The sequence below is a fragment of the Mesorhizobium sp. M3A.F.Ca.ET.175.01.1.1 genome, assembly GCF_004791945.1.
Classification (GTDB): Bacteria; Pseudomonadota; Alphaproteobacteria; order Rhizobiales; family Rhizobiaceae; genus Mesorhizobium.
In genome coordinates, this window is the sequence record NZ_SRTP01000008.1 from 168,874 (window position 1) to 187,200 (window position 18,327).

17 protein-coding genes and 1 pseudogene are annotated in these 18,327 nt (G+C 64.3%); 7 read left to right on the forward strand and 11 right to left on the reverse strand.

The annotated features are described in order from the left end of the window. Positions 1 to 35 precede the first annotated feature (35 nt). The 8 genes from EN818_RS19465 to EN818_RS19500 form a co-directional block, all read right to left on the reverse strand. Positions 36 to 983, reverse strand: coding sequence for an ABC transporter permease (locus EN818_RS19465; RefSeq protein ID WP_095804810.1), 948 nt, complete (start codon positions 981 to 983; stop codon positions 36 to 38). 3 nt (positions 984 to 986) lie between these two features. Beyond that, complete coding sequence (locus EN818_RS19470; RefSeq protein WP_095804811.1) at positions 987 to 1,964, reverse strand: ABC transporter permease; 978 nt, start codon at positions 1,962 to 1,964, stop codon at positions 987 to 989. Between the two features lies 1 nt (position 1,965). Next, the gene (locus EN818_RS19475) at positions 1,966 to 3,429 is read right to left on the reverse strand and encodes a sugar ABC transporter ATP-binding protein (protein WP_095804812.1); all 1,464 of its coding nucleotides are present in this window, start codon (positions 3,427 to 3,429) and stop codon (positions 1,966 to 1,968) included. Between the two features lie 159 nt (positions 3,430 to 3,588). Beyond that, positions 3,589 to 4,605 (reverse strand): ABC transporter substrate-binding protein, encoded by a 1,017-nt coding sequence (locus EN818_RS19480; RefSeq protein WP_095804971.1) that lies wholly within the window; start codon positions 4,603 to 4,605, stop codon positions 3,589 to 3,591. Between the two features lie 88 nt (positions 4,606 to 4,693). Continuing rightward, a complete protein-coding gene (locus EN818_RS19485; RefSeq protein WP_095804813.1) occupies positions 4,694 to 5,584 on the reverse strand; it encodes an SMP-30/gluconolactonase/LRE family protein in 891 nt (296 codons plus the stop codon). Continuing rightward, positions 5,584 to 5,778 (reverse strand): 4-oxalocrotonate tautomerase family protein, encoded by a 195-nt coding sequence (locus EN818_RS19490; RefSeq protein ID WP_095804814.1) that lies wholly within the window; start codon positions 5,776 to 5,778, stop codon positions 5,584 to 5,586. Before EN818_RS19490 ends, EN818_RS19485 begins: the two co-directional genes overlap by 1 nt. Before the next feature lie 129 nt (positions 5,779 to 5,907). Continuing rightward, the gene (locus tag EN818_RS19495) at positions 5,908 to 6,642 is read right to left on the reverse strand and encodes a response regulator transcription factor (RefSeq protein ID WP_095804815.1); all 735 of its coding nucleotides are present in this window, start codon (positions 6,640 to 6,642) and stop codon (positions 5,908 to 5,910) included. Then, positions 6,642 to 7,904 carry a GAF domain-containing sensor histidine kinase gene (locus tag EN818_RS19500; RefSeq protein ID WP_095804816.1) on the reverse strand — a complete coding sequence of 421 codons (1,263 nt, stop codon included), beginning with the start codon at positions 7,902 to 7,904 and terminating at the stop codon, positions 6,642 to 6,644. Before EN818_RS19500 ends, EN818_RS19495 begins: the two co-directional genes overlap by 1 nt. Before the next feature lie 225 nt (positions 7,905 to 8,129). On the opposite strand from EN818_RS19500, the gene EN818_RS19505 reads away from it, so the two are divergent. From EN818_RS19505 to EN818_RS19530, 6 genes are all read left to right on the forward strand, one after another. Next, positions 8,130 to 10,541, forward strand: a complete 2,412-nt coding sequence (locus tag EN818_RS19505; protein ID WP_095804817.1) for a glucan 1,4-alpha-glucosidase — start codon at positions 8,130 to 8,132, stop codon at positions 10,539 to 10,541. A 110-nt stretch (positions 10,542 to 10,651) separates the two neighbouring features. Beyond that, entirely contained in the window at positions 10,652 to 11,665 is a 1,014-nt protein-coding gene (gene gnd, locus EN818_RS19510) for a phosphogluconate dehydrogenase (NAD(+)-dependent, decarboxylating) (RefSeq protein WP_095804818.1), read from the forward strand. A gap of 16 nt (positions 11,666 to 11,681) precedes the next feature. Further along, positions 11,682 to 13,058 (forward strand): glucose-6-phosphate dehydrogenase, encoded by a 1,377-nt coding sequence (gene zwf / locus EN818_RS19515; RefSeq protein WP_095804819.1) that lies wholly within the window; start codon positions 11,682 to 11,684, stop codon positions 13,056 to 13,058. 14 nt (positions 13,059 to 13,072) lie between these two features. Beyond that, on the forward strand, positions 13,073 to 13,777 hold the full coding sequence (locus tag EN818_RS19520; protein ID WP_095804820.1) for an ROK family protein: 705 nt from the start codon (positions 13,073 to 13,075) through the stop codon (positions 13,775 to 13,777). A 207-nt stretch (positions 13,778 to 13,984) separates the two neighbouring features. Further along, the gene (locus tag EN818_RS19525) at positions 13,985 to 14,452 is read left to right on the forward strand and encodes a MucR family transcriptional regulator (protein WP_135905064.1); all 468 of its coding nucleotides are present in this window, start codon (positions 13,985 to 13,987) and stop codon (positions 14,450 to 14,452) included. Between the two features lie 297 nt (positions 14,453 to 14,749). Beyond that, on the forward strand, positions 14,750 to 15,988 hold the full coding sequence (locus EN818_RS19530; RefSeq protein WP_135905066.1) for an MFS transporter: 1,239 nt from the start codon (positions 14,750 to 14,752) through the stop codon (positions 15,986 to 15,988). Positions 15,989 to 16,003: 15 nt separating this feature from the next. On the opposite strand, the gene EN818_RS19535 is transcribed toward EN818_RS19530, so the two are convergent. Then, complete coding sequence (locus EN818_RS19535; RefSeq protein ID WP_129553625.1) at positions 16,004 to 16,666, reverse strand: hypothetical protein; 663 nt, start codon at positions 16,664 to 16,666, stop codon at positions 16,004 to 16,006. Positions 16,667 to 16,979: 313 nt separating this feature from the next. Next, a complete protein-coding gene (locus tag EN818_RS19540; RefSeq protein ID WP_095804823.1) occupies positions 16,980 to 17,210 on the reverse strand; it encodes a hypothetical protein in 231 nt (76 codons plus the stop codon). 62 nt (positions 17,211 to 17,272) lie between these two features. Between EN818_RS19540 and EN818_RS33700 the strand changes: the two are divergent. Then, positions 17,273 to 17,431 (forward strand): annotated as a pseudogene (locus tag EN818_RS33700) (MFS transporter); the annotation flags it as partial. Positions 17,432 to 17,627: 196 nt separating this feature from the next. Here the strand turns inward: EN818_RS33700 and EN818_RS19550 are convergent. Beyond that, the gene (locus tag EN818_RS19550) at positions 17,628 to 18,320 is read right to left on the reverse strand and encodes a hypothetical protein (protein ID WP_129553624.1); all 693 of its coding nucleotides are present in this window, start codon (positions 18,318 to 18,320) and stop codon (positions 17,628 to 17,630) included. Positions 18,321 to 18,327: the final 7 nt, after the last annotated feature.

The following is an 18,327-nucleotide window of genomic DNA, read 5'->3' on the forward strand; positions in this document are numbered from 1 at the left end:
AAAGCGCGTCGGCTGAATCCTCAGCCCGACGCGCCTCAGCGCACCGCCTTCTCGCCACCCGCGGCCGTGATCACCCCGACGATGATCAGCCCCGTCAGCACCAGCCGCACGCCGGCGCTGACGCCGAACGTGTTGAGCATGGTGAGCAATAGCACCAGGAACAGGCCGGCGCCCCACACGCCGGGCACGTTGGCCTTGCCGCCTGCGACCGAGGTGCCGCCGATGACCACGACCGCGATCGAGGCAAGCAGGTATTCGTTGCCGATATCGACATTGGCGCCGCGGAAATAGCCGGCAAGTAGTGCGCCGTCGATGCCGCCGAGCGCGCCGCACAGCGTATAGGTGAGGAAGCGGATGCGGCCGACATTGACGCCGGCCAGCCAGGCGGCGCGGATGTTCTGCCCGATTGCCAGCACCGAGCGGCCATAGATCATGCGCTGCAGCGCCAGCGCGGCGCCGATGGTGAAGAGCACCGTCAGCATCGCCAGCACCGGGATGCCGAGGACCTGCCAGTTGGTGAAATCGGCAAAGCCTGGCGGCGGCTTGATCTGCAGGCCGCGGCCGTAGCTGATGTCGACCGACTGGATGATGAAGCTTGCCGACAGCGTCGCGATGATCGGCGGGATGCGCAGCGCCCAGATCAGCAGATAGTTGACGGCGCCGATTGCAGCCCCGCACAGAAGTGCGGCGAGCAGGCCGACCACGATCATGGAATCGCTGCCGCCCATGACCTTCATAGCCACGGCGCTGGCCAGCCCGATATTGGCCGGCAGCGATAGGTCGACATTGCCCGGCCCCAGCGTGATGACGAACATCTGGCCGACGCCGACGATGACGGTGAAGACGGCAAGCGAGAGCGCGGCCGTGACCATGCCGCCGGCGCCATAGCCGCCGGTGAAGGCAACGGTCGCCGCCCATACAAGAAAGGCGCCGACGAAGGACCAGAGCCAGGGTTTTTCGAGCAGCATCCGCAGCGAGGCCATCTCTCACCTCTCCCTGCGGCTGATCAGGACCCGCGCCGCCAGCACGATGATCAGGATCGCGCCGTTGGCGGCGACCTGCCAGTCGGGCGGAATGTGCATGAAGGTCAACAGCGGCGATGCGGCCAGCGCCAGCGTCAGCGCGCCGATGATGGCGCCGATCGGCGACACCCGGCCGCCGACGAACTCGCCGCCGCCGAGAATGACTCCGGCGATCGAAAGCAGCGTGTAGCCGTTGCCGATATTGGCATCCGCCGAGGTGGTGATGCCGATCAGCGCCAGGCCCGACAGCACACCGAACAGGCCGGTCATCGCAAACAGCACGATCTTGGTCCGGAGCAGCGACCAGCCGGCGCGCCTGAGCGCCGCGGCGTTGCCCCCGGAGCCGCGCAGGATGACGCCATAGGCGGTGCGCATCAGGCCGAAATGCACGACGACGGCAATCAACAGCGCGGCAAGGATGGGGAAGGGGACGTAAGGCGGCTTCAACGCCATGATCGACAGCAGCCAGTCGGGCGCCTTGCCGCCGGGCTTCGGCAGGATGAGGATGGCAAGCCCCTGCCAGACAAAGCTCATGCCGAGCGTCACCACGATCGATGGCAGGTTGCGCAGATGGATCAGCGCGCCGAGCAGCGCATAGACGCCGACGGATCCGAGCAGCACTGCGATGCCGAAGAGCGGCGCGTCCTTCAGCCATGTCGCGGTGACGCAGCCGACGAAGCCGACGAACGTGCCGATCGACAGATCGAGCTCATTGCCGGCGATGACGAACATCTGCGCGATCGTCGCCAGGGCGATCGGGATCGCCAGATTGAGCATCAGGTTGAAGCCGAAATAGGAGATGGCGCGCGGGTTCAACCAGGCGATCGCAAGCAGCACCAGAGCCAGCGACAATGCCGGCAAAAGGCTGCGCAGCATGCGCGCTTTGGCGGCGCTGCCGCGCGAGGACGATCTTGGAAGCGTGCCGGGAGCGATCGCCGTCATCTCAGGCCGCGTCGCCGAAGGAGGACTGGATGATCTTCTCCTCGGTCAGTTCGTCGCGCCCGAGATTGGCGACGATCCGGCCGTTCTTGAAGACATAGACGTGATCGCAATTGTCGAGCTCCTCGGTTTCGGTGGTGTACCAGAGGAAAGTTCTGCCCTTGGCGGCCTCCTCGCGCACGAGGTCATAGACTTCGAGCTTCGTGCCGACATCGACACCGCGCATCGGGTCGTCCATCAGCACGATCTCGGCATCGGAGCCGAGCGCGCGGGCAAACAGCGCTTTCTGCTGGTTGCCGCCCGACAGCGAATAGATGTTGTTGTTCAGGTCCGGCGTACGGATGCCGATCTTCTTCTTCCAGAACTCGGCCAGTTCCGCCTCGCGGTCTGGTGCGATCAGGAAGCCGCTGCGCAGACGCGCAAGCGAGCGGATGCCGATGTTCTGCGCGATCGACCACTGCGCAAATATGCCGTCGGATTGGCGGTCGCCGGCCACCAGCGCCACCGGCGCGGTCACCTCGATGCCGGCCTTGGCGCGAGAGGCTGCGGCGAAGATCGCGAGCAGCAGGTCCGTCTGGCCGTGGCCGGCAAGACCCGCGAGCCCGATGATCTCGCCGGCACGGGCGAGAAGCTCATTGCTGTCCTGCTGCCGTGCCGGCCGGGCGCGCACCCTTAGCGGCCCGGCCGTGACCTTCCGCGTCTCGGAAGCGGTCCTTTGATGGGCTTCGGCGCCGCCCATGGCAGCGACCAACCTGTCGCGGTCGAACGCGGTTGCGGCGTCCGCGGCCACCACCTTGCCGTCGCGCATCACCACGATGCGGTCGGCATTCTGCAGCACTTCGCCCAGCACATGCGAGATCAGGATGCAGCTGCCGCCGGCCTCGACGAAGCGGCGCACGAAGGCGAGCAATTGGCCAGCCGTATGCGCATCGAGCGACGAGGTCGGTTCGTCGAGGATGACCAGCTGCAGCGGCTCGCGCGTCAGCGTGAAGGCGCGCGCCACCTCGACCATCTGCCGCCTGCCAATCGATAGGTCACCGGCAATGTCGGAAGCGGAAATGCCGTGGTCGGGAAAGATCTCGTCGAGCTTGGCGGCGATGAGATCCGCCGCCTTGCGGCGCCAGCCGAAGCCGCGGAGCGAGGGATGGTTGATGCGGGTATTCTCGGCAACGCTGAGGTTGGGGCAGAGCGACAGCTCCTGGAAGACGCAGCGTATGCCGAGCTCGAGCGCGCGCGCCACGGAATAGCTCGCTTCCTGATTGCCGCGCACGGCGATCTGCCCGCCGTCCGGCCGCAGCGTGCCCGCCACCATATGCATCAGCGTCGACTTGCCGGCGCCGTTATGCCCGACTAGCCCGACGCACTCGCCGGCGCCGACATGGAAGTCGACGCCATTAAGGGCCCGAACGGCGCCGAAATGTTTTTCGGCGCCGTCCAGTCTGACGATGTCTGCGATAGCCTGGAGCATCCTCAACGATATCCGGTTGGCGATGCGCCTGGCAACGTCGGCAAAGTGGCATGACCCTTCTTCGAATCGTCATCCCACTTTATCGCTTGCTGGAGCATGATCTTTTCCGAAAACCGCTCACACTTTTTGCTACGCTGACCTTCGGTTCGGGATCATGCCCTATTGCTTGATATTGGCCTTGATGGCCGCGATGGCTTCTTCCTGCGTGTATTCGTGCGTGGCGACGCCACCCTCCTTGATCTTCGGCAACGCGGCCTCGAAATCGTCCTGAGTGAAGGCGAGATACGGCACCAGCAAGTCGTGCGGGATGTCCTTGCGACCGTCGAGCACCTGCTGCGCCACCCAGAAGGCGAGCGTCGACACGCCTGGCGCGATCGAGGCCGACCAGGTCGTGTATCCGTCCTTCTCCTTCTGCTCCTTCCACCACTTCAGCTCGTCCTGACGGTTGCCCATGATGATGGTCGGGCGTGGTTTGCCGGCGGCAGCGAATGCTTGCGCCGCGCCATAGCCGTCACCGCCCTGGTCGACGACGCCGACCACATCCGGCAGCGACGGCAGGATGGTCGCCACCGCCTTCTGCGCCGTGGTCTGGTCCCAGTCTCCGGTCACCGAGCCGACGATCTTGAACTCTGGATGCGCAGCCACGCCCTCGAGGATGCCGGCATGGATGGCTTCGTCGATCGAAGTTCCGGCCAGGCCGCGGATTTCGAGCAGGTTGCCGCCCTTGGGCTGGAACTTGGCCATCTGCTCGACTTCCTGCTTGCCCATGTCCTTGAAGTCGACGACGACGCGATAGGCACAGGGCTCGGTGACGATGCCGTCGAAGGAGACGACGACGATGCCGGCGTCGCAGGCCTGCTTGATGGCGCCGTTGAGCGCATCCGGCGAGGCGGCGTTAATGACGATGGCGTCATAGCCCTGCAGGATCAGGTTCTGCACCTGCGCCGCCTGGGTCGGCACCTCCTTGTCGGCAGTGGTGAAGACATCGGCAGCCGCGACCACCTTGTCCTCGACGGCCTTCTTGGTGACGATGCCGTAGCTGTCGAGCATCGCCTGGCGCCACGAATTGCCGGCGTAGTTGTTGGAGAAGGCGATCTTCTTGCCGCTCGTATCGGCAAGCGCGGTGCCCGAGGCAAGCATGGCTGCAAGGGCGCTCAAGACCAGTAGTTTCTTCATGTCATAGTCCTCCCAGATGTTTTGACAGCTGCACTTCCATCGGCCCTTGCGGGCCGGCTTCACTTCCATCCGATCTGAGCGCTCCCGCTCAAAACAGCCTCAATCCCGGCACGCGCACCCTCAGCCGGTAAAGCGACGTCGACGCGGCGATGTAAAGGCCCCGCAGATCCTCGTCGCCGAAGGTGAAATTGGCACAATCTTCCGGCGTCGCAATGACGCCGAGCAGATCGCCGGAGGCGTCGAAGACATGAATGCCGCCTGGCCCCGTGCAATAGAGATTGCCGCGGCTGTCGATCTTCATGCCGTCCGGCGCGCCTGGCATGTGGCCCTCGGTAACCGCCCACACCGCGCCGCCATTGAGGTCGCCATTCGCTTCCACGCCGAACACGCGGATGTGGCCGCGTGCGGTATCGTTGACGAACAGCCTCGACTCGTCGAGCGAAAAACACAACCCGTTCGGCTGCGCGAAATCGTCGGCGAGCAGCGTCAGCCGCGCGCCGTCGCCGTCGATCCGGTAGACGCCCTGGAACGCCAGCTCCTGCGGCCGCGGCACGCCGTAGAATTCCAGCCGGCCGTAGGTGGGATCGGTGAAATAGATCGATCCGCCGGTAGCAACGACGATGTCATTGGGACTGTTGAGCTGCACGTTCTGGTAGTGAGCGGCAAGGACCGTCGTCGCGCCGTTCGGTTCGGCGCGGGTGACACGGCTGGTCGCATGCTCGCAGGTCACCAGGCGTCCTTGCCGGTCGAGCGTGTTGCCATTGGCCATCTGGCTGGGATCGCGGAACAATTCGATCTCGCCCGAAGCGCCGCGCCGATATATACGGTTTCCCGGAATGTCGGAAAAGACGAGCCATTTCTCGTAAGGATGCCACACCGGCCCCTCGAGGAAACCATAGCCGGTGGCGAGCCGCTCCATCGCAGCATTGCCGACGACGTCATCAAAGCCGGAGTGACGGGCGCGCGCGGGCATCGACATTACGGAGCCTTTGGCTCGCGCACCGGCTTGCCGCCGACGAACCAGTCGCTGCCCGGCACGTCCTCGATCACCACCCAAATGGCTTCCTTGGGCAATTCGGCGATCTCGCTGATCGCTTCGGTGACGCGTCGCGAGATCTCGTTCTTGCGTGTTTGCGAATGGCCTTCGAGTATCCGGATGCTGACGAACGGCATGGGCTACCCTCCCGATATTCTTGTTCTTGGTCGGGAGCGTATTCGGGGTCAGGGTCCTGCGATACAGGTCAATGCGCAACGCCGACTGTGTGTTTGCACAGTCGCGGCGGTCGGCGTGCCGGCGCTGGGCTATTCGTGCAGCGGCACTTGCGCCAGCCAGGCATCCAACTGGTCCTGCTCGCGGCGCAACGCGTCGACGTTGATCAGGCCGCGCGCAAGGGCGAGATAGATTGCCCGCGTGCGCGAATTGAAGACCGACGCCTCGCCGGCGCCCTCCTCCGGCGGCGCGATGCCGAGCTTGTCGTAGACATGCTTGATGCGGCTTTGCGCGCCGCGAATCGACAGGCCGCGCCGCGCCGCGATCGCCCGGTCCGTCAGGCCGAGCGCGATGTCGATCAGGCTTTCATACTCGCCGTCGGTGATGCCCTCGAACCGGTCCTGGACGCGGTGCTGGATGCCGCGGATCTCGCGGTCGATGATGCAGTGGCCTTCGCTGAAGACACCGCGCAGCGCCGAGCGCATGCCCTCTTCGGTCGCCGATTTCAGCACATAGCCATAGACCGATCCCGGCGGCACGATGCGTGCGACGCCGCGCACATAGGCTTCGTCGGCGAAGTTCGACCAGAACAGGATATGTGTGCCGGCGCGGCGGCTCCAGATGGCGCGCGCCACCTCGATGCCGGTGGCCTTCGGCAGTTGGAGGTCGAGCACGACATGCGGCGGCTCGTGCGACGCGGCAAGGCTGATGGCGTTCTCGCCGTCGGCGGCCTCGATCACCTCGACATCGCCGGGCCACAATTGCTCGACCGTTCGCCGCGCGAAACCGCGGTGCAGGCCGTCATTCTCCGCAATCATGACCAGCATCACAATGCCTCCGCCACCGCCCGTTCAGTCGCCGCCGTTTGCCCGGGCTTCGGCGCCTCGCGGTCGATCTCGATGACGACCCGCGTGCCGCCCTTGCGGCTCGCCGGCTCGAAGCGCAGCCGCGCCCCGACCAGCGCCGCCCGCGTGTGCATGTGGCCGATGCCGCCCTGCGCGCCGGGATCGACCACGCCGCAACCGGCCCCGTCATCGCTCACGGCCACGCTGAATGTCGTCGCTGTCGATGCCAGCTGCACCTCGATGCGGCTTGGTCCGGCATGGCGCACGGCGTTGTTGATTGCTTCCTGCACGATCCGGTAGAGCGCCGTGCGCAGCGTTTCCGGCATGGTGTCGGCGCTGCCGTCGCTGCTGTCGGCTATGCGCACCGCGATCGGCGGCTTGGCCCTTGCGACGCTGCGGTTGAGATGCGCCTCGACGGCGTCGCGCAGGCCGAACAGCTCGAGCACGCTCGGCCGCATGTCGTCGACGATATGGCGCAGTTCCGCCAGGCAGCCCGCGACCTCCTGCTCGAGATCGGCAAGCTGCGCCGCCCGCGCCATACCCCGGCTGCGGAACGCCGACACCTGGCGCGCGATGCGGGCGAGGTCGCCAAGCGTCTGGTCGTGCAGGTCCATGGCCATGCGGCGGCGCTCGCGCTCCATGCCCTCGGTCAGTTGCGAGGCGCCGACCCTCAGCAGCTCCGCCCGGTTGCGCGCCTCGCTTTCGGCCAGCATGGCGCGGCGCGCCTCCTCGGTCTGGATCAGCGCGAAGATATAGGGCGCGATCAGGTCGGCGCATTGCTGGGCCACCGCCACGTCGGCCTGCGTGTAGCAGCCGGCCTCGTGGCGGCTGATGTTGAGCGCGCCGATGACGCCGCCGCGCGCCCGGAGCGGCACGATGATGCGGCTGCGCAGCTTGGCGGCGAAGATCGGTTCGTCGAACGCTCCCTCGAAATGGAAGCGGTCGTCGACCAGCGCGTTGTCGGACAGGAGGTAGGGCGTCTCGCCCCACAGCACGCGCCGGATCGGGCTGCCCGCCACCGGATGCTGCGCCAGCTCGCTCCAGCTGGTGTGGAATCCGGCCTCATAGCAGGCGTGCATGCGCCCATCGACCGCCAGCACCGCCAGATCGATATGGTCGTGCGGAATGAGCGTGCCGATCTCGATCGCCGTCGCCCGGAACGCCGAGCCTGGATCGATGTGTCCGGCCAGCGCCCGCGAGATCGCCAACAGCCGGTCGATCAGCTGGGGAGATACTTCCGACATGTCTCCTCCCTTGCCGCGCGGGCAATCCACGGGAAGGATCCGCCACCTGGACGGCTAATTCCTCGTCCGGATTTCCTCCCGCGGCCCTCCCTGGGAGCGAAATAGTGGACGCTTGCCGGCGCGGCTGTCAACGACAGCTGATGGGCGATGGGCCGATCAACTTGCGGTGCGATGATTGAAAAGCCTGCGGCTCCTGGTTTAGGAACGGCGGCAGGAGACCAATGCATGGCAGTGACGCCGACTGTTGCCCAGGGCGCTCCGGGAATCCCGGCGCGCTGGACGTCGAGTGCCAAGAGCGGCGTCGGCACCGCGCTTTCGCCCGCCAGCCGCGTCTGGTTCACCATCAGCCACGGCATATTGAACGAGCTCTACTACCCGCGCCTCGACAGTGCCTGCACGCGTGACCTCGGCCTGATCGTCACCGGCCCGAACGGCCATTTTTCTGAAGAGAAGCGCGACACCAAGCACACCATCGAAGCCTTCGAGGACGGCATTCCCGGTTACCGGCTGACCAACACCGCCGGCGACGGCGCTTACCGCATCGAAAAACAGATCATTACGGATCCGAAACGGCCAGTCCTGCTGCAGGAGCTCACCTTCGTCCCGCTGAAGGGCGCGCCCGGCGACTATCGCGTCTACGCATTGCTGGCTCCCCACCTCGTCAATGCCGGCATGGGCAACACCGCCTGGATCGGAGAGCACAAGGGCGCGCAGATGCTGTTTGCATCGGGCCGCGGGGTCTCCATTGCGCTCGCCGCTTCGCTGCCCTGGCGCGCCTGCGCGGCCGGCTATGTCGGCTTCTCCGACGGCTGGCAGCAGCTTCAGAAGCATGGCGTGCTCGACCCCGCATGCCAACGGGCGGAGGACGGCAATGTGGCGCTGGCCGGCGAGATCGGCTTCTCCGCCGGCAAGACCACGGCCTTGCTGGCGCTCGGTTTCGGCGCCTGGCCGCAAGAGGCCGCCGACATGGCCCTCGCCAGCCTGGAGCAGGGCTTCGATGCCGCAGCCGAGGCCTATGTCGCGAACTGGCGGAGATTTCAGGCAGGGCTGGAGAAGCTGGACAGGCGCGCAGCCTCGGGATTGAACACCTACCGCGTCAGCACGGCGGTGCTGGCCACGCACCTGTCGGTCGCCAGGCCGGGAGCCGCGGTCGCCAGCCTGTCGATTCCCTGGGGCTTCAGCAAGGGCGACGACGATCTTGGCGGCTATCATCTGATCTGGCCGCGCGACCTGGTCGAGACGGCGGGCGGTTTCCTCGCCGCCGGCGACGCCAGGCAGGCGCTGCAGATCCTGAGCTATCTGCGCTCCATCCAGCAGCCGGACGGCCATTGGCCGCAGAATGCCTGGTCCGACGGCACCGCCTATTGGCGCGGCATCCAGATGGACGAGTGCGCCTTTCCGCTGCTGCTTGCCGATGCCCTGCGCCGCGCCGGCCATCTTGCGCGCGCGGCGCTCGCCGATTTCCTGCCCATGATCGAGAGCGCGGCCTCCTATGTCGTGCGCAACGGTCCTGTCACCGGCGAGGATCGCTGGGAGGAGGACGCCGGCTACAGCCCGTTCACGCTTGCGGTCGAGATCGCGGCGCTGCTCGCCGCCGCGGACATGCTGGACGCGCTCGGCAAAAGTGAGCCGGCGAACTATTTGCGTGAGACCGCCGATTGCTGGAACGACCAGATCGAGCGCTGGACCTATGTCGGCGGCACGGACCTTTGCCTCCGCGAAGGCATCGACGGCTATTACGTGCGCATCGCGCCGCCCGACGAGGCCGGCGCCGCTTCGCCCAAGGACGGCTTTGTGCCGATCAAGAACCGACCGCCGGGCGACACCGAAAAGCCGGCCGACGCCATCATCAGTCCCGATGCGCTGGCGCTTGTCCGCTTCGGTCTGAGGGCGGCGCACGATCCGCGCATCCTGAATACGGTCAAGGCCATCGACGCCTCGCTGCGCTGCGACTTGCCGCAAGGGCCGGTCTGGTACCGCTACAGCGGCGACGGCTATGGCGAGCATGAGGACGGCGCACCCTTCGACGGCACCGGCAGAGGCCGGCCATGGCCGCTGCTCACCGGCGAGCGCGCCCACTATGAGCTGGCGGCGGGACGGCCCGAACAGGCCGCCGAATTGCTCGAGACCTTCGAGCGCTCGGCCGGCCTCGGCGGCCTTCTGCCCGAACAGGTCTGGGACGGGCCCGACATGCCGGCGCGCGAGTTGCACCTGGGTGCCCCGTCAGGCAGCGCCATGCCGCTGGTCTGGGCGCATTCCGAGCACATCAAGCTGCTGCGCTCGCTGCGCGACGGCGCCGTATTCGACATGCCGCCGCAAGGCGTCGAGCGTTACATCAAGGGCGAGATCATCTCGCTCTTCAGATCATGGCGCTTCAACAACAAGATCCGCTCTCTCCCCGCCGGCAAGGTGCTGCGCGTCGAACTCTCGGCGCCCGGCGTGGTGCACTGGAGCAGTGACAAATGGCTGACGGTACGGGATGACAGGACCACCCAAAACGCCTTCGGCGTCCATCTGGTGGATTTGCAGACAGCCGGTCTGCCGCCGGGATCGACCATCGTCTTCACTTTTTTCTGGCCCGACAGCCACCGTTGGGAGAATGTCGACTTCACTGTCGGCATCGATGCTCGATCATGATCCCGAACCAAAGGTCAGCGCAGCAAAAAGTGGGAAGCGGTTTTAGGACAAGATCATGATCAACGAGTATGGCCAGGAGCTTTCCTTTCCTCGAACGACTGGGTGACACCATGCAGATCGGAATGATGGGACTGGGCAGGATGGGCGCCAACATGGTGCGGCGCCTGATCCGCGACGGCCACGAATGCGTCGTCTACGACATCAACCCGGCGAGTGTTGCCGGCCTGGTCAAGGACGGCGCCATCGGCACGGCCTCGATGGAGGAGTTCATCGGCAAGCTCAGCAAGCCGCGCAGTGCCTGGCTGATGCTGCCGGCGGCGATCACCGGCAGGATCGTCGGTGAGGTGGCGGCGCTGATGGAACCCGGCGACATCGTCATCGACGGCGGCAATTCCTATTACCACGACGCGGTCGACCAGGCCGCCAAGCTCGCCGCCAAGGGCATCAACTTCGTCGATGTCGGCACCAGCGGCGGCGTCTGGGGCCTCGACCGCGGCTATTGCCTGATGATCGGCGGCCCCGACGAGGCGGTGCGTCATCTCGATCCGGTCTTCGCAACGCTGGCTCCCGGCGCCGACGCAGGCGCCAGTCCCCCGAAGGATGCCGGCACCGCGCCCTTCGGCTACCTGCATTGCGGCCCGAGCGGCGCCGGCCATTTCGTCAAGATGGTGCACAACGGCATCGAATACGGCGTCATGGCCGCCTATGCCGAGGGCATCAACATCCTGAAATCGGCGAATGCCGGCAAGCGGCCGCGGACGGCCGACGCCGAGACCAGTCCGCTGGAAAATCCGCAATATTACCAGTTCGACATCGACCTGCCCGCTGTCGCCGAGGTCTGGCGGCACGGCAGCGTCATCGGCTCCTGGCTGCTCGACTTGACGGCGGGCGCTCTGAAGAACGACCCGGGGCTTACACAGTTCGGCGGCCGCGTTTCCGATTCCGGCGAAGGCCGCTGGACGCTGAAGGCGGCGATCGACACCGGCGTGCCTGCGCCGGTGCTGTCCTCGGCGCTGTTCGACCGCTTTTCCTCGCAGGGCGAATCCGCCTTCGCTGACAAGCTTTTGTCCGCCATGCGCTACGCTTTCGGCGGCCATGTCGAGAAGCCGAAGGGCGGCGCATGAAGGGAGTGCAGAGGCGATGAGCCAGGAACGCTCCGACACGCTGGTGCTTTTCGGCGCCACCGGCGATCTCGCCCACAAGAAGATCTTTCCAGCGCTCTACCAGATGGTCGCCAAGGGGACGCTCACCGAGCCGGTGATCGGCGTCGCCTTCGACCCCTGGGAACTCGCCAAGCTGGTGGAGCGTGCCCGCGACGGCATCGCCAACACGCTTGGCAGCGTCGATGAGAAGGTCTTCGCCAAGCTCGCTTCGCTGCTGCGCTATGTCAGCGGCGATTACCGCGACGGCGCCACCTTCGAGAAGCTGAAAGCGACGCTCGGCTCTGCGCAGCGGCCGCTGCATTACATGGCGGTGCCGCCGAACATGTTCGAGACCGTGGTCCAGGGCCTGGAGCAGTCGGGCACCGCGCGTGGCGCGAGGCTGATGGTGGAAAAACCCTTCGGCCACGACCTGCAGTCGGCGCGCTGGCTGAACCGCGTGCTGCATCTGGTGTTCGACGAACAGTCGATCTTCCGCATCGACCACTATCTCGGCAAGGAAGCGATCCAGAACCTGCTCTATTTCCGCTTCGCCAATTCCTTCCTCGAGCCGATCTGGAACCGCAATTTCGTCGAAAGCGTGCAGATCACCATGGCCGAGGATTTCGGCGTCGAGGGACGCGGCCGCTTCTATGACGGCGTCGGCTGCATCCGCGACGTGATCGAGAACCACCTGCTCAACATTCTTTTGCTGCTTGCCATGGAGCCGCCGGTCGGCCGCTCGGCCGACGACCTGATCGACGAGAAGGTGCAGGTGCTACGCGCCATCCGCACCTTGACCAAGGCCGATGTCGTGCGCGGCCAGTTCGACGGCTATCTCGCGGAGCCGGGCGTGGCGCCCAACTCGCCGGTCGAGACCTTCGCCGCGGTGCGCTTCTTCGTCGACACCTGGCGCTGGCGGGACGTTCCCTTCTTTATCCGCGCCGGCAAGAACATGCCGGTGCACGCGACCGAAGTGATTGTGCGGCTGAAACGGCCGCCGCTCGACGTCTTCGATCCGATCGATCCGGACGATGCCAACTATGTCCGCTTCCGCATCGACCCGCAGGTGGCGATCTCGATCGGCGCCCAGCGCAAGCGGGCCGGCGACGACATGATCGGCGAGCAGGTGGAACTGACCGCGCTCGACGACAGCAAAGGCGACATGCCGCCCTACGAGCGGCTGATCGGCGACGCCATGAACGGCAACGGCCAGTTGTTCACCCGCCAGGACGCGGCCGAGCTTGCCTGGCGCATCGTCGGCCCGGTGCTTGGCGACACCACGCCGCCGCCGGTCTACGCGCCGAAGACCTGGGGGCCGGCCGATGCCATGAACGGCTTCGGCCCGCCCAATGGCTGGATCAATCCGTCGAATTGAGCGGAGGACGAGAAATGCCCAGGACGAGGACGCCGGCCCCGGCGAATAGCGGGCAGGTCGTGCTCACGATCGATGTCGGCGGCTCGCATGTGAAGATCCTCGCCAGCGGCGGCGGCGAGATGCGCCGCGCCGATTCCGGACCGGGCCTGACGCCGCGGCGGGTGGTCGCCTCGGTGAACGAACTCGCCGAGGGGCTGGACTATGACCTGATCGCGATGGGCTATCCTGGTCCGGTCAGGGACAACAAGCCTTCGCGCGATCCCTTCAATCTTGGCAAGGGCTGGGACGGCTTCGATTTTGGCGCCGCCTTCGGCAAGCCGGTAAAGGTCGTCAACGACGCGCTGATGCAGGCTATCGGCAGCTATGAAGGCGGGCGCATGCTGTTTTTGGGGCTCGGCACCGGGCTCGGCGCGGCGATGATCCTCGAGAATGTCGGCCAGCCGATGGAACTCGCCCACCTCCCCTATCGAAAGGGCGGCAGCTTCGAAGACTATGTCGGCGAACGCGGCCTGGACAAGCACGGCAAGAAGAAATGGCGCAAACATGTCTTCGACGTCGTCGACAGGCTTCGCGCCGCCCTGCAGCCAGACTACGTGGTCATTGGCGGCGGCAACGTCGACAAGCTCGACGAATTGCCGGCAAAATCCCGGCGCGGCGACAACACACGCGCGTTCGAAGGCGGATTTCGACTGTGGCGCGACAAGGCATTGATCGTCTGATCTGTGACGAATCAGTATAATTGTTCAAAATAACGTGTAATAGCGTCGCGCAACGTTGCATCATGCAGATTTGCCGACTAGGAAGTCGCCAGCCTGCAGCACCTCGCGCCATCCTGGACACGCGAGAACAAGTAGCGCTTCCACAATCGCGCCTTTCGAAAGTCGAGAACGATTTTCGCGGCGTTGCGGCACTGACGGAGGTATGACGTGGCCGAGGACGACACCAACAATCGCAAGGAAATCGACCTGCTCGGGCTGACCGCTCACATCGTGTCGGCCTATGTCGAGAAGAACCAGCTGCCCGCTGCCGGTCTGAGTGACCTCATCGCCAGCGTCAACGCCTCGCTGACCGCCCTCGGCAAGCCGTCGGCGCCGCCCGCGCCGCCGCCGACCCCCGCCGTCAATCCAAAACGATCGGTGACGCCGGACTACATCATCTGCCTCGAGGACGGGAAGAAGTTCAAATCGCTCAAGCGCCACATCGACGTCCATTTCGGACTGACGCCCGAGGCCTACCGAACCAAGTGGGGCCTGCCGGCCGACTATCCGATGGTCGCGCCGAACTATGCAGCGTCGCGCTCGGAGCTCGCCAAGTCCATCGGCCTCGGCCGCAAGGCAGCGGAACCCGAGCCGGTCAAGCCCGCCAGGGGCAGGAAAGCCAAGGCATCCGCCTGAGCCACTTCAGGGTCCGTGCAATTTTTTCTGGAGGCCTGCCGACGAGATCGGCAGGCCTTCGCGCTTTTGTGGCTTGGACACACCCGTGCCTCGGGAGGCAGATCGACGAGCTGGTAGTCATCTCGCGGCTCCCAGGGACTGGTCTGTTGCCTTGCGAACGACGACTCCGCCTTTCGTTGATCCAGCGCGGATTTTTTGCGCGCACGGCAGCACGAACTGGGCTAAAGGGTTCTGGCCGGACCAGCGCCCATCGTGGAAGTGCCCCGCCGGCCGATGCCATAACGGGGCCCTTGAACAATGACCGCCGAAGCTACTTCACCCGACCAGCGCTACGCCGCTTTCCGGCATAGACCTTTCCTCAGCTACTGGACGGCGCGCTTCCTCACCACTTTCGCGACCATGATCGTGTCCGTCGCCGTCGGCTGGCAGGTCTACGACCTGACGCGCAACCCCTTCGACCTCGGCATTGTCGGCATCGTCCAGTTCCTGCCGTCGCTGCTTCTGGTGCTGGCCACCGGCGTGGTCGCCGACCGCTTCGGCCGACGCCTGATCATGACACTGTCGTCGCTGGTCGAGGGTGCCTGCGCGCTGGCGCTTCTGTTCTTGACGCTCCGCGGCCTGACCAGCCCGCTACCGATCTTCGTCGTGCTCGCCATGTTCGGCATTGCCCGCGCCTTCTACGGGCCGGCTTCGTCCTCGCTGTTTGCCAATCTGGTGCCGCAGGAGGATTTCGCCAACGCGATCGCCTGGAACTCGTCCGCCTGGCAGACGGCGACCATCGTCGGCCCGGTCGCCGGCGGGCTGCTCTACGGCCTTTCGGCGGAAATCGCCTATGGCACCGCCACCATTCTGATGCTGGTGGCTGCCTTGCTCGTCTTCGCCATTCCCAAGCCCGCCCAGCAGACCGCCACCGACAAGCCGACGCTTGAGACGCTGTTTGCCGGCTTCCGCTACATCTGGAGTGAGAAGATCGTGCTCGGCGCCATCTCGCTAGACCTCTTCGCCGTGCTTCTATCCGGCGCCACAGCGCTGCTGCCGGTTTATGCGCGCGACATTCTCGAACTCGGCCCCTGGGGTCTCGGCCTGCTGCGCTCGGCGCCCGGGATCGGCGCCATCGCCGTGGCGGTCTGGCTCGCCGGCCATCCGCTCCGCGACCATGCCGGCAGGATCATGCTGGGCTTCGTCGCCTTGTACGGCGCTTCGATAGTGCTTTTCGGCCTCTCGACCATCACCTGGCTGTCGATCGTGTCGCTGGCCTTGCTCGGCGCCACCGACATGTTCAGCGTCTATATCCGCGAGACGCTGATCCAGCTCTGGACGCCGGATGAGGTGCGCGGACGCGTCAGCGCCGTCAACGGGGTCTTCGTCGGCGCCTCCAACGAGGTCGGCGAGTTCCGCGCCGGCACCATGGCGGCGCTAATCGGCACCGTGCCCGCAGTGGTCATCGGCGGCGTCGGCGCCATCGCCGTCGCCGGCCTCTGGGCCTGGCTGTTCCCGGCGCTGCGGCAGGTAAGGCACTTGAACAGCCGCAATTGATAAGCGCAGTTCTTCTCACTTGCTTCTGGCGCGGTAGACCCCGCCATCCCGTGCGAAAGGCGCTATATCTCGACAACTAGGCGGTGCTTTGGCGGCGGCCAGCCTAGCCAATAGGTACGGAACCCGAAACTCGTCCCTATTGCTTTCTTGGATCTTATTCACGGCGACCGAACTGACAGAGTAGTCTGGACAGGTTATGGAAGCCCCGAGATATCCACCCCATGCCACCGCTGCTGCGTAGATTCTGTATTGTGAACTGCCACGCGGCGTCGCATTGAGTAGACTTAGCATCTCTTGGCGGGGATTCGGAGTTCCAATATCGAAATCTAGAATTTCGGCGCTAAGGTCATCACACTCTATTCCAGGTATCCCACCGTCTTTAGCTCTCCAGGTGCTTTGAGCGTCGAGGTAGGTTTTTTGTACCAGAGCGAGATCTGAAGGGCTAAGGCTCCAAGTCAGATTTTTGTAGTAATTTTCAAATGCCTTAATATCTATCAGTGGAACCAAATTGCATTTGTCGTCAAATTCTTTGTGTAGCGTCAGCGCGTTCATCATGCTGCCGAGTATGTTGGCGCGAATCAACGAATCACGGCTGGCCACGTTGTGATAGACCTCTTTTGCCAGAAGGGTCGACGATGCTAGAGAAGTGAGAAACGACAACAAAAGGATGAGACGCACTTCGAGGCCCTTCCCGTGAACGTAGCCATTCTACGATGCAGCAAACCTAGTGAAGGACTGATCTCAAAACAATGTAGGGGCGAAACAGGGAGGTTCGAACTTACCCATTTCTTTTCATGGCAGGCAATTCGAGGTGATCGAGTGGGAACAACGCCTGCTCGCGCGAAAGGGGTGCGGCTCAACCCCGCCGATGTCTGGTTTCTGAGAGCGGACCGACCTCCGGAATGATCGATGTGAGGCGCAGACCCCTGTCGTTCGCGCCTCGGCCAATCAAGCTGCACCGTCGATGAACGAGTTAGAGGCGCGAGCAGATCTACTCCGAAAAACTCACGCTGACGCCCCGCTGCCGAAAATAGGCCTGCATCAATTTGCGCCCGGCGCGATTGTTCTGCGCCAACTTGGTCGGATCGAACACCGCCTGCTTTTTCCCCTCTCGTGCCAGCGCTGCCTTGAGTGTCGCGATATGGGCATCGATGTCGGCATTGTCCGCTCGGAGTGAGGCGTAGATATTTTCGATCGCCTCGGCCACGGTCAGTTCGCTCACAGCTGTCGTCCTTTGGTTGATTGGGCGGCCCCTTAGCACAGATTGCGGTTCCGTCGATACCGAACGAGGTCGGTGAATTCTGAGCCGGCACGTTGGCTGCGCTCATCGGCACTATTCCTGCCGTGGTGGTCGGCGGCTTCGGCGCCGTAGCGCTCGCAGGATTGTGGGTCCATCTATCCCCGGCGCAACGGCGGGGGCGGCATCTGAACAGCCGGAAATGAATGAGCGCCCGATCAAGCCGCAGGGATCCGACACTCAGGCCTAGTCAGCTTGCGCCGACAACGGCTGACATGGGGCCGCCTCCTGCCTGTCCGGTTTCGGGCGGCAGCATTAGGAAAGCGGACACAGTCGTTGCATGGCAAACCTGCAAAGCAGGCGAGCCTTCATGCCTTCAACCCTGACAGGGAACATGAGAGACTAGTCGTTCAGCTTTCCGCCACGGTGTCCGATCGTCATCTTGGATGCGTACATCGTCGGTGAACGTTTGCCTGGAAGGTTCGCCTCGAGGACGATCTGTTCGACAAAGCCTTGGTTCATCTCCAACTCCACACATTCGTCGAGCTTATCAACGAGCCAAACCGCGTAGCCTTCAGGTTCCTTCGCGTCAAATTCCGAATCGTCCGCTGGTATCTTGGGCTCCGGAAACGCCGGGATGATCATTATCTTGGGCTTTGGCAAATCGTAGGTATGTCCCTCATAGGCATAACCGACGATTATTCCGCACGATGTTTTCTGTTCTGGAGATGATCCGAGCATGAATGTACTTCCTACCGTGGAAAGGATCGCAGTTCCAAAATTCTTCAGGTCGATCTTGAAATGATAAGAGACTCTGATTGGTATTTCTGGGAATGGAATAATTCCATTTAATATATCTTGGCGGCCTTTGTTGCTGTTATATTTCTCCAACACGTCAAGTGCGTTGACACGTTGCTCGTCAGTGATGGATGCCCCAGGCGCGGTTTCGACATACATGCCGGTGTCCCCAAAGGGTGCTGGCGCACCGGGCACGCTGAGTCCAATTTCCGCCCCCAAGCCATAGAGCCTGACCTGTGTTGCGTTGTAAGCGCCTGATGGAAACGTTAGTGTCGGTCGGTGATAGTCGTCGCTCATGTTCCTC

Bases quoted from the DNA above. Each gene is read 5' to 3' on its own strand.
- EN818_RS19550 (WP_129553624.1), bottom strand. From the start codon at position 18,320: ATGAGCGACGACTATCACCGACCGACACTAACGTTTCCATCAGGCGCT.
- EN818_RS19530 (WP_135905066.1), top strand. From the start codon at position 14,750: ATGACCGCCGAAGCTACTTCACCCGACCAGCGCTACGCCGCTTTCCGG.
- zwf (WP_095804819.1), top strand. From the start codon at position 11,682: ATGAGCCAGGAACGCTCCGACACGCTGGTGCTTTTCGGCGCCACCGGC.
- EN818_RS19505 (WP_095804817.1), top strand. From the start codon at position 8,130: ATGGCAGTGACGCCGACTGTTGCCCAGGGCGCTCCGGGAATCCCGGCG.
- EN818_RS19520 (WP_095804820.1), top strand. From the start codon at position 13,073: ATGCCCAGGACGAGGACGCCGGCCCCGGCGAATAGCGGGCAGGTCGTG.
- gnd (WP_095804818.1), top strand. From the start codon at position 10,652: ATGCAGATCGGAATGATGGGACTGGGCAGGATGGGCGCCAACATGGTG.
- EN818_RS19500 (WP_095804816.1), bottom strand. From the start codon at position 7,904: ATGTCGGAAGTATCTCCCCAGCTGATCGACCGGCTGTTGGCGATCTCG.
- EN818_RS19475 (WP_095804812.1), bottom strand. From the start codon at position 3,429: ATGCTCCAGGCTATCGCAGACATCGTCAGACTGGACGGCGCCGAAAAA.
- EN818_RS19490 (WP_095804814.1), bottom strand. From the start codon at position 5,778: ATGCCGTTCGTCAGCATCCGGATACTCGAAGGCCATTCGCAAACACGC.
- EN818_RS19465 (WP_095804810.1), bottom strand. From the start codon at position 983: ATGGCCTCGCTGCGGATGCTGCTCGAAAAACCCTGGCTCTGGTCCTTC.
- EN818_RS19485 (WP_095804813.1), bottom strand. From the start codon at position 5,584: ATGTCGATGCCCGCGCGCGCCCGTCACTCCGGCTTTGATGACGTCGTC.
- EN818_RS19495 (WP_095804815.1), bottom strand. From the start codon at position 6,642: ATGCTGGTCATGATTGCGGAGAATGACGGCCTGCACCGCGGTTTCGCG.
- EN818_RS19480 (WP_095804971.1), bottom strand. From the start codon at position 4,605: ATGAAGAAACTACTGGTCTTGAGCGCCCTTGCAGCCATGCTTGCCTCG.
- EN818_RS19470 (WP_095804811.1), bottom strand. From the start codon at position 1,964: ATGACGGCGATCGCTCCCGGCACGCTTCCAAGATCGTCCTCGCGCGGC.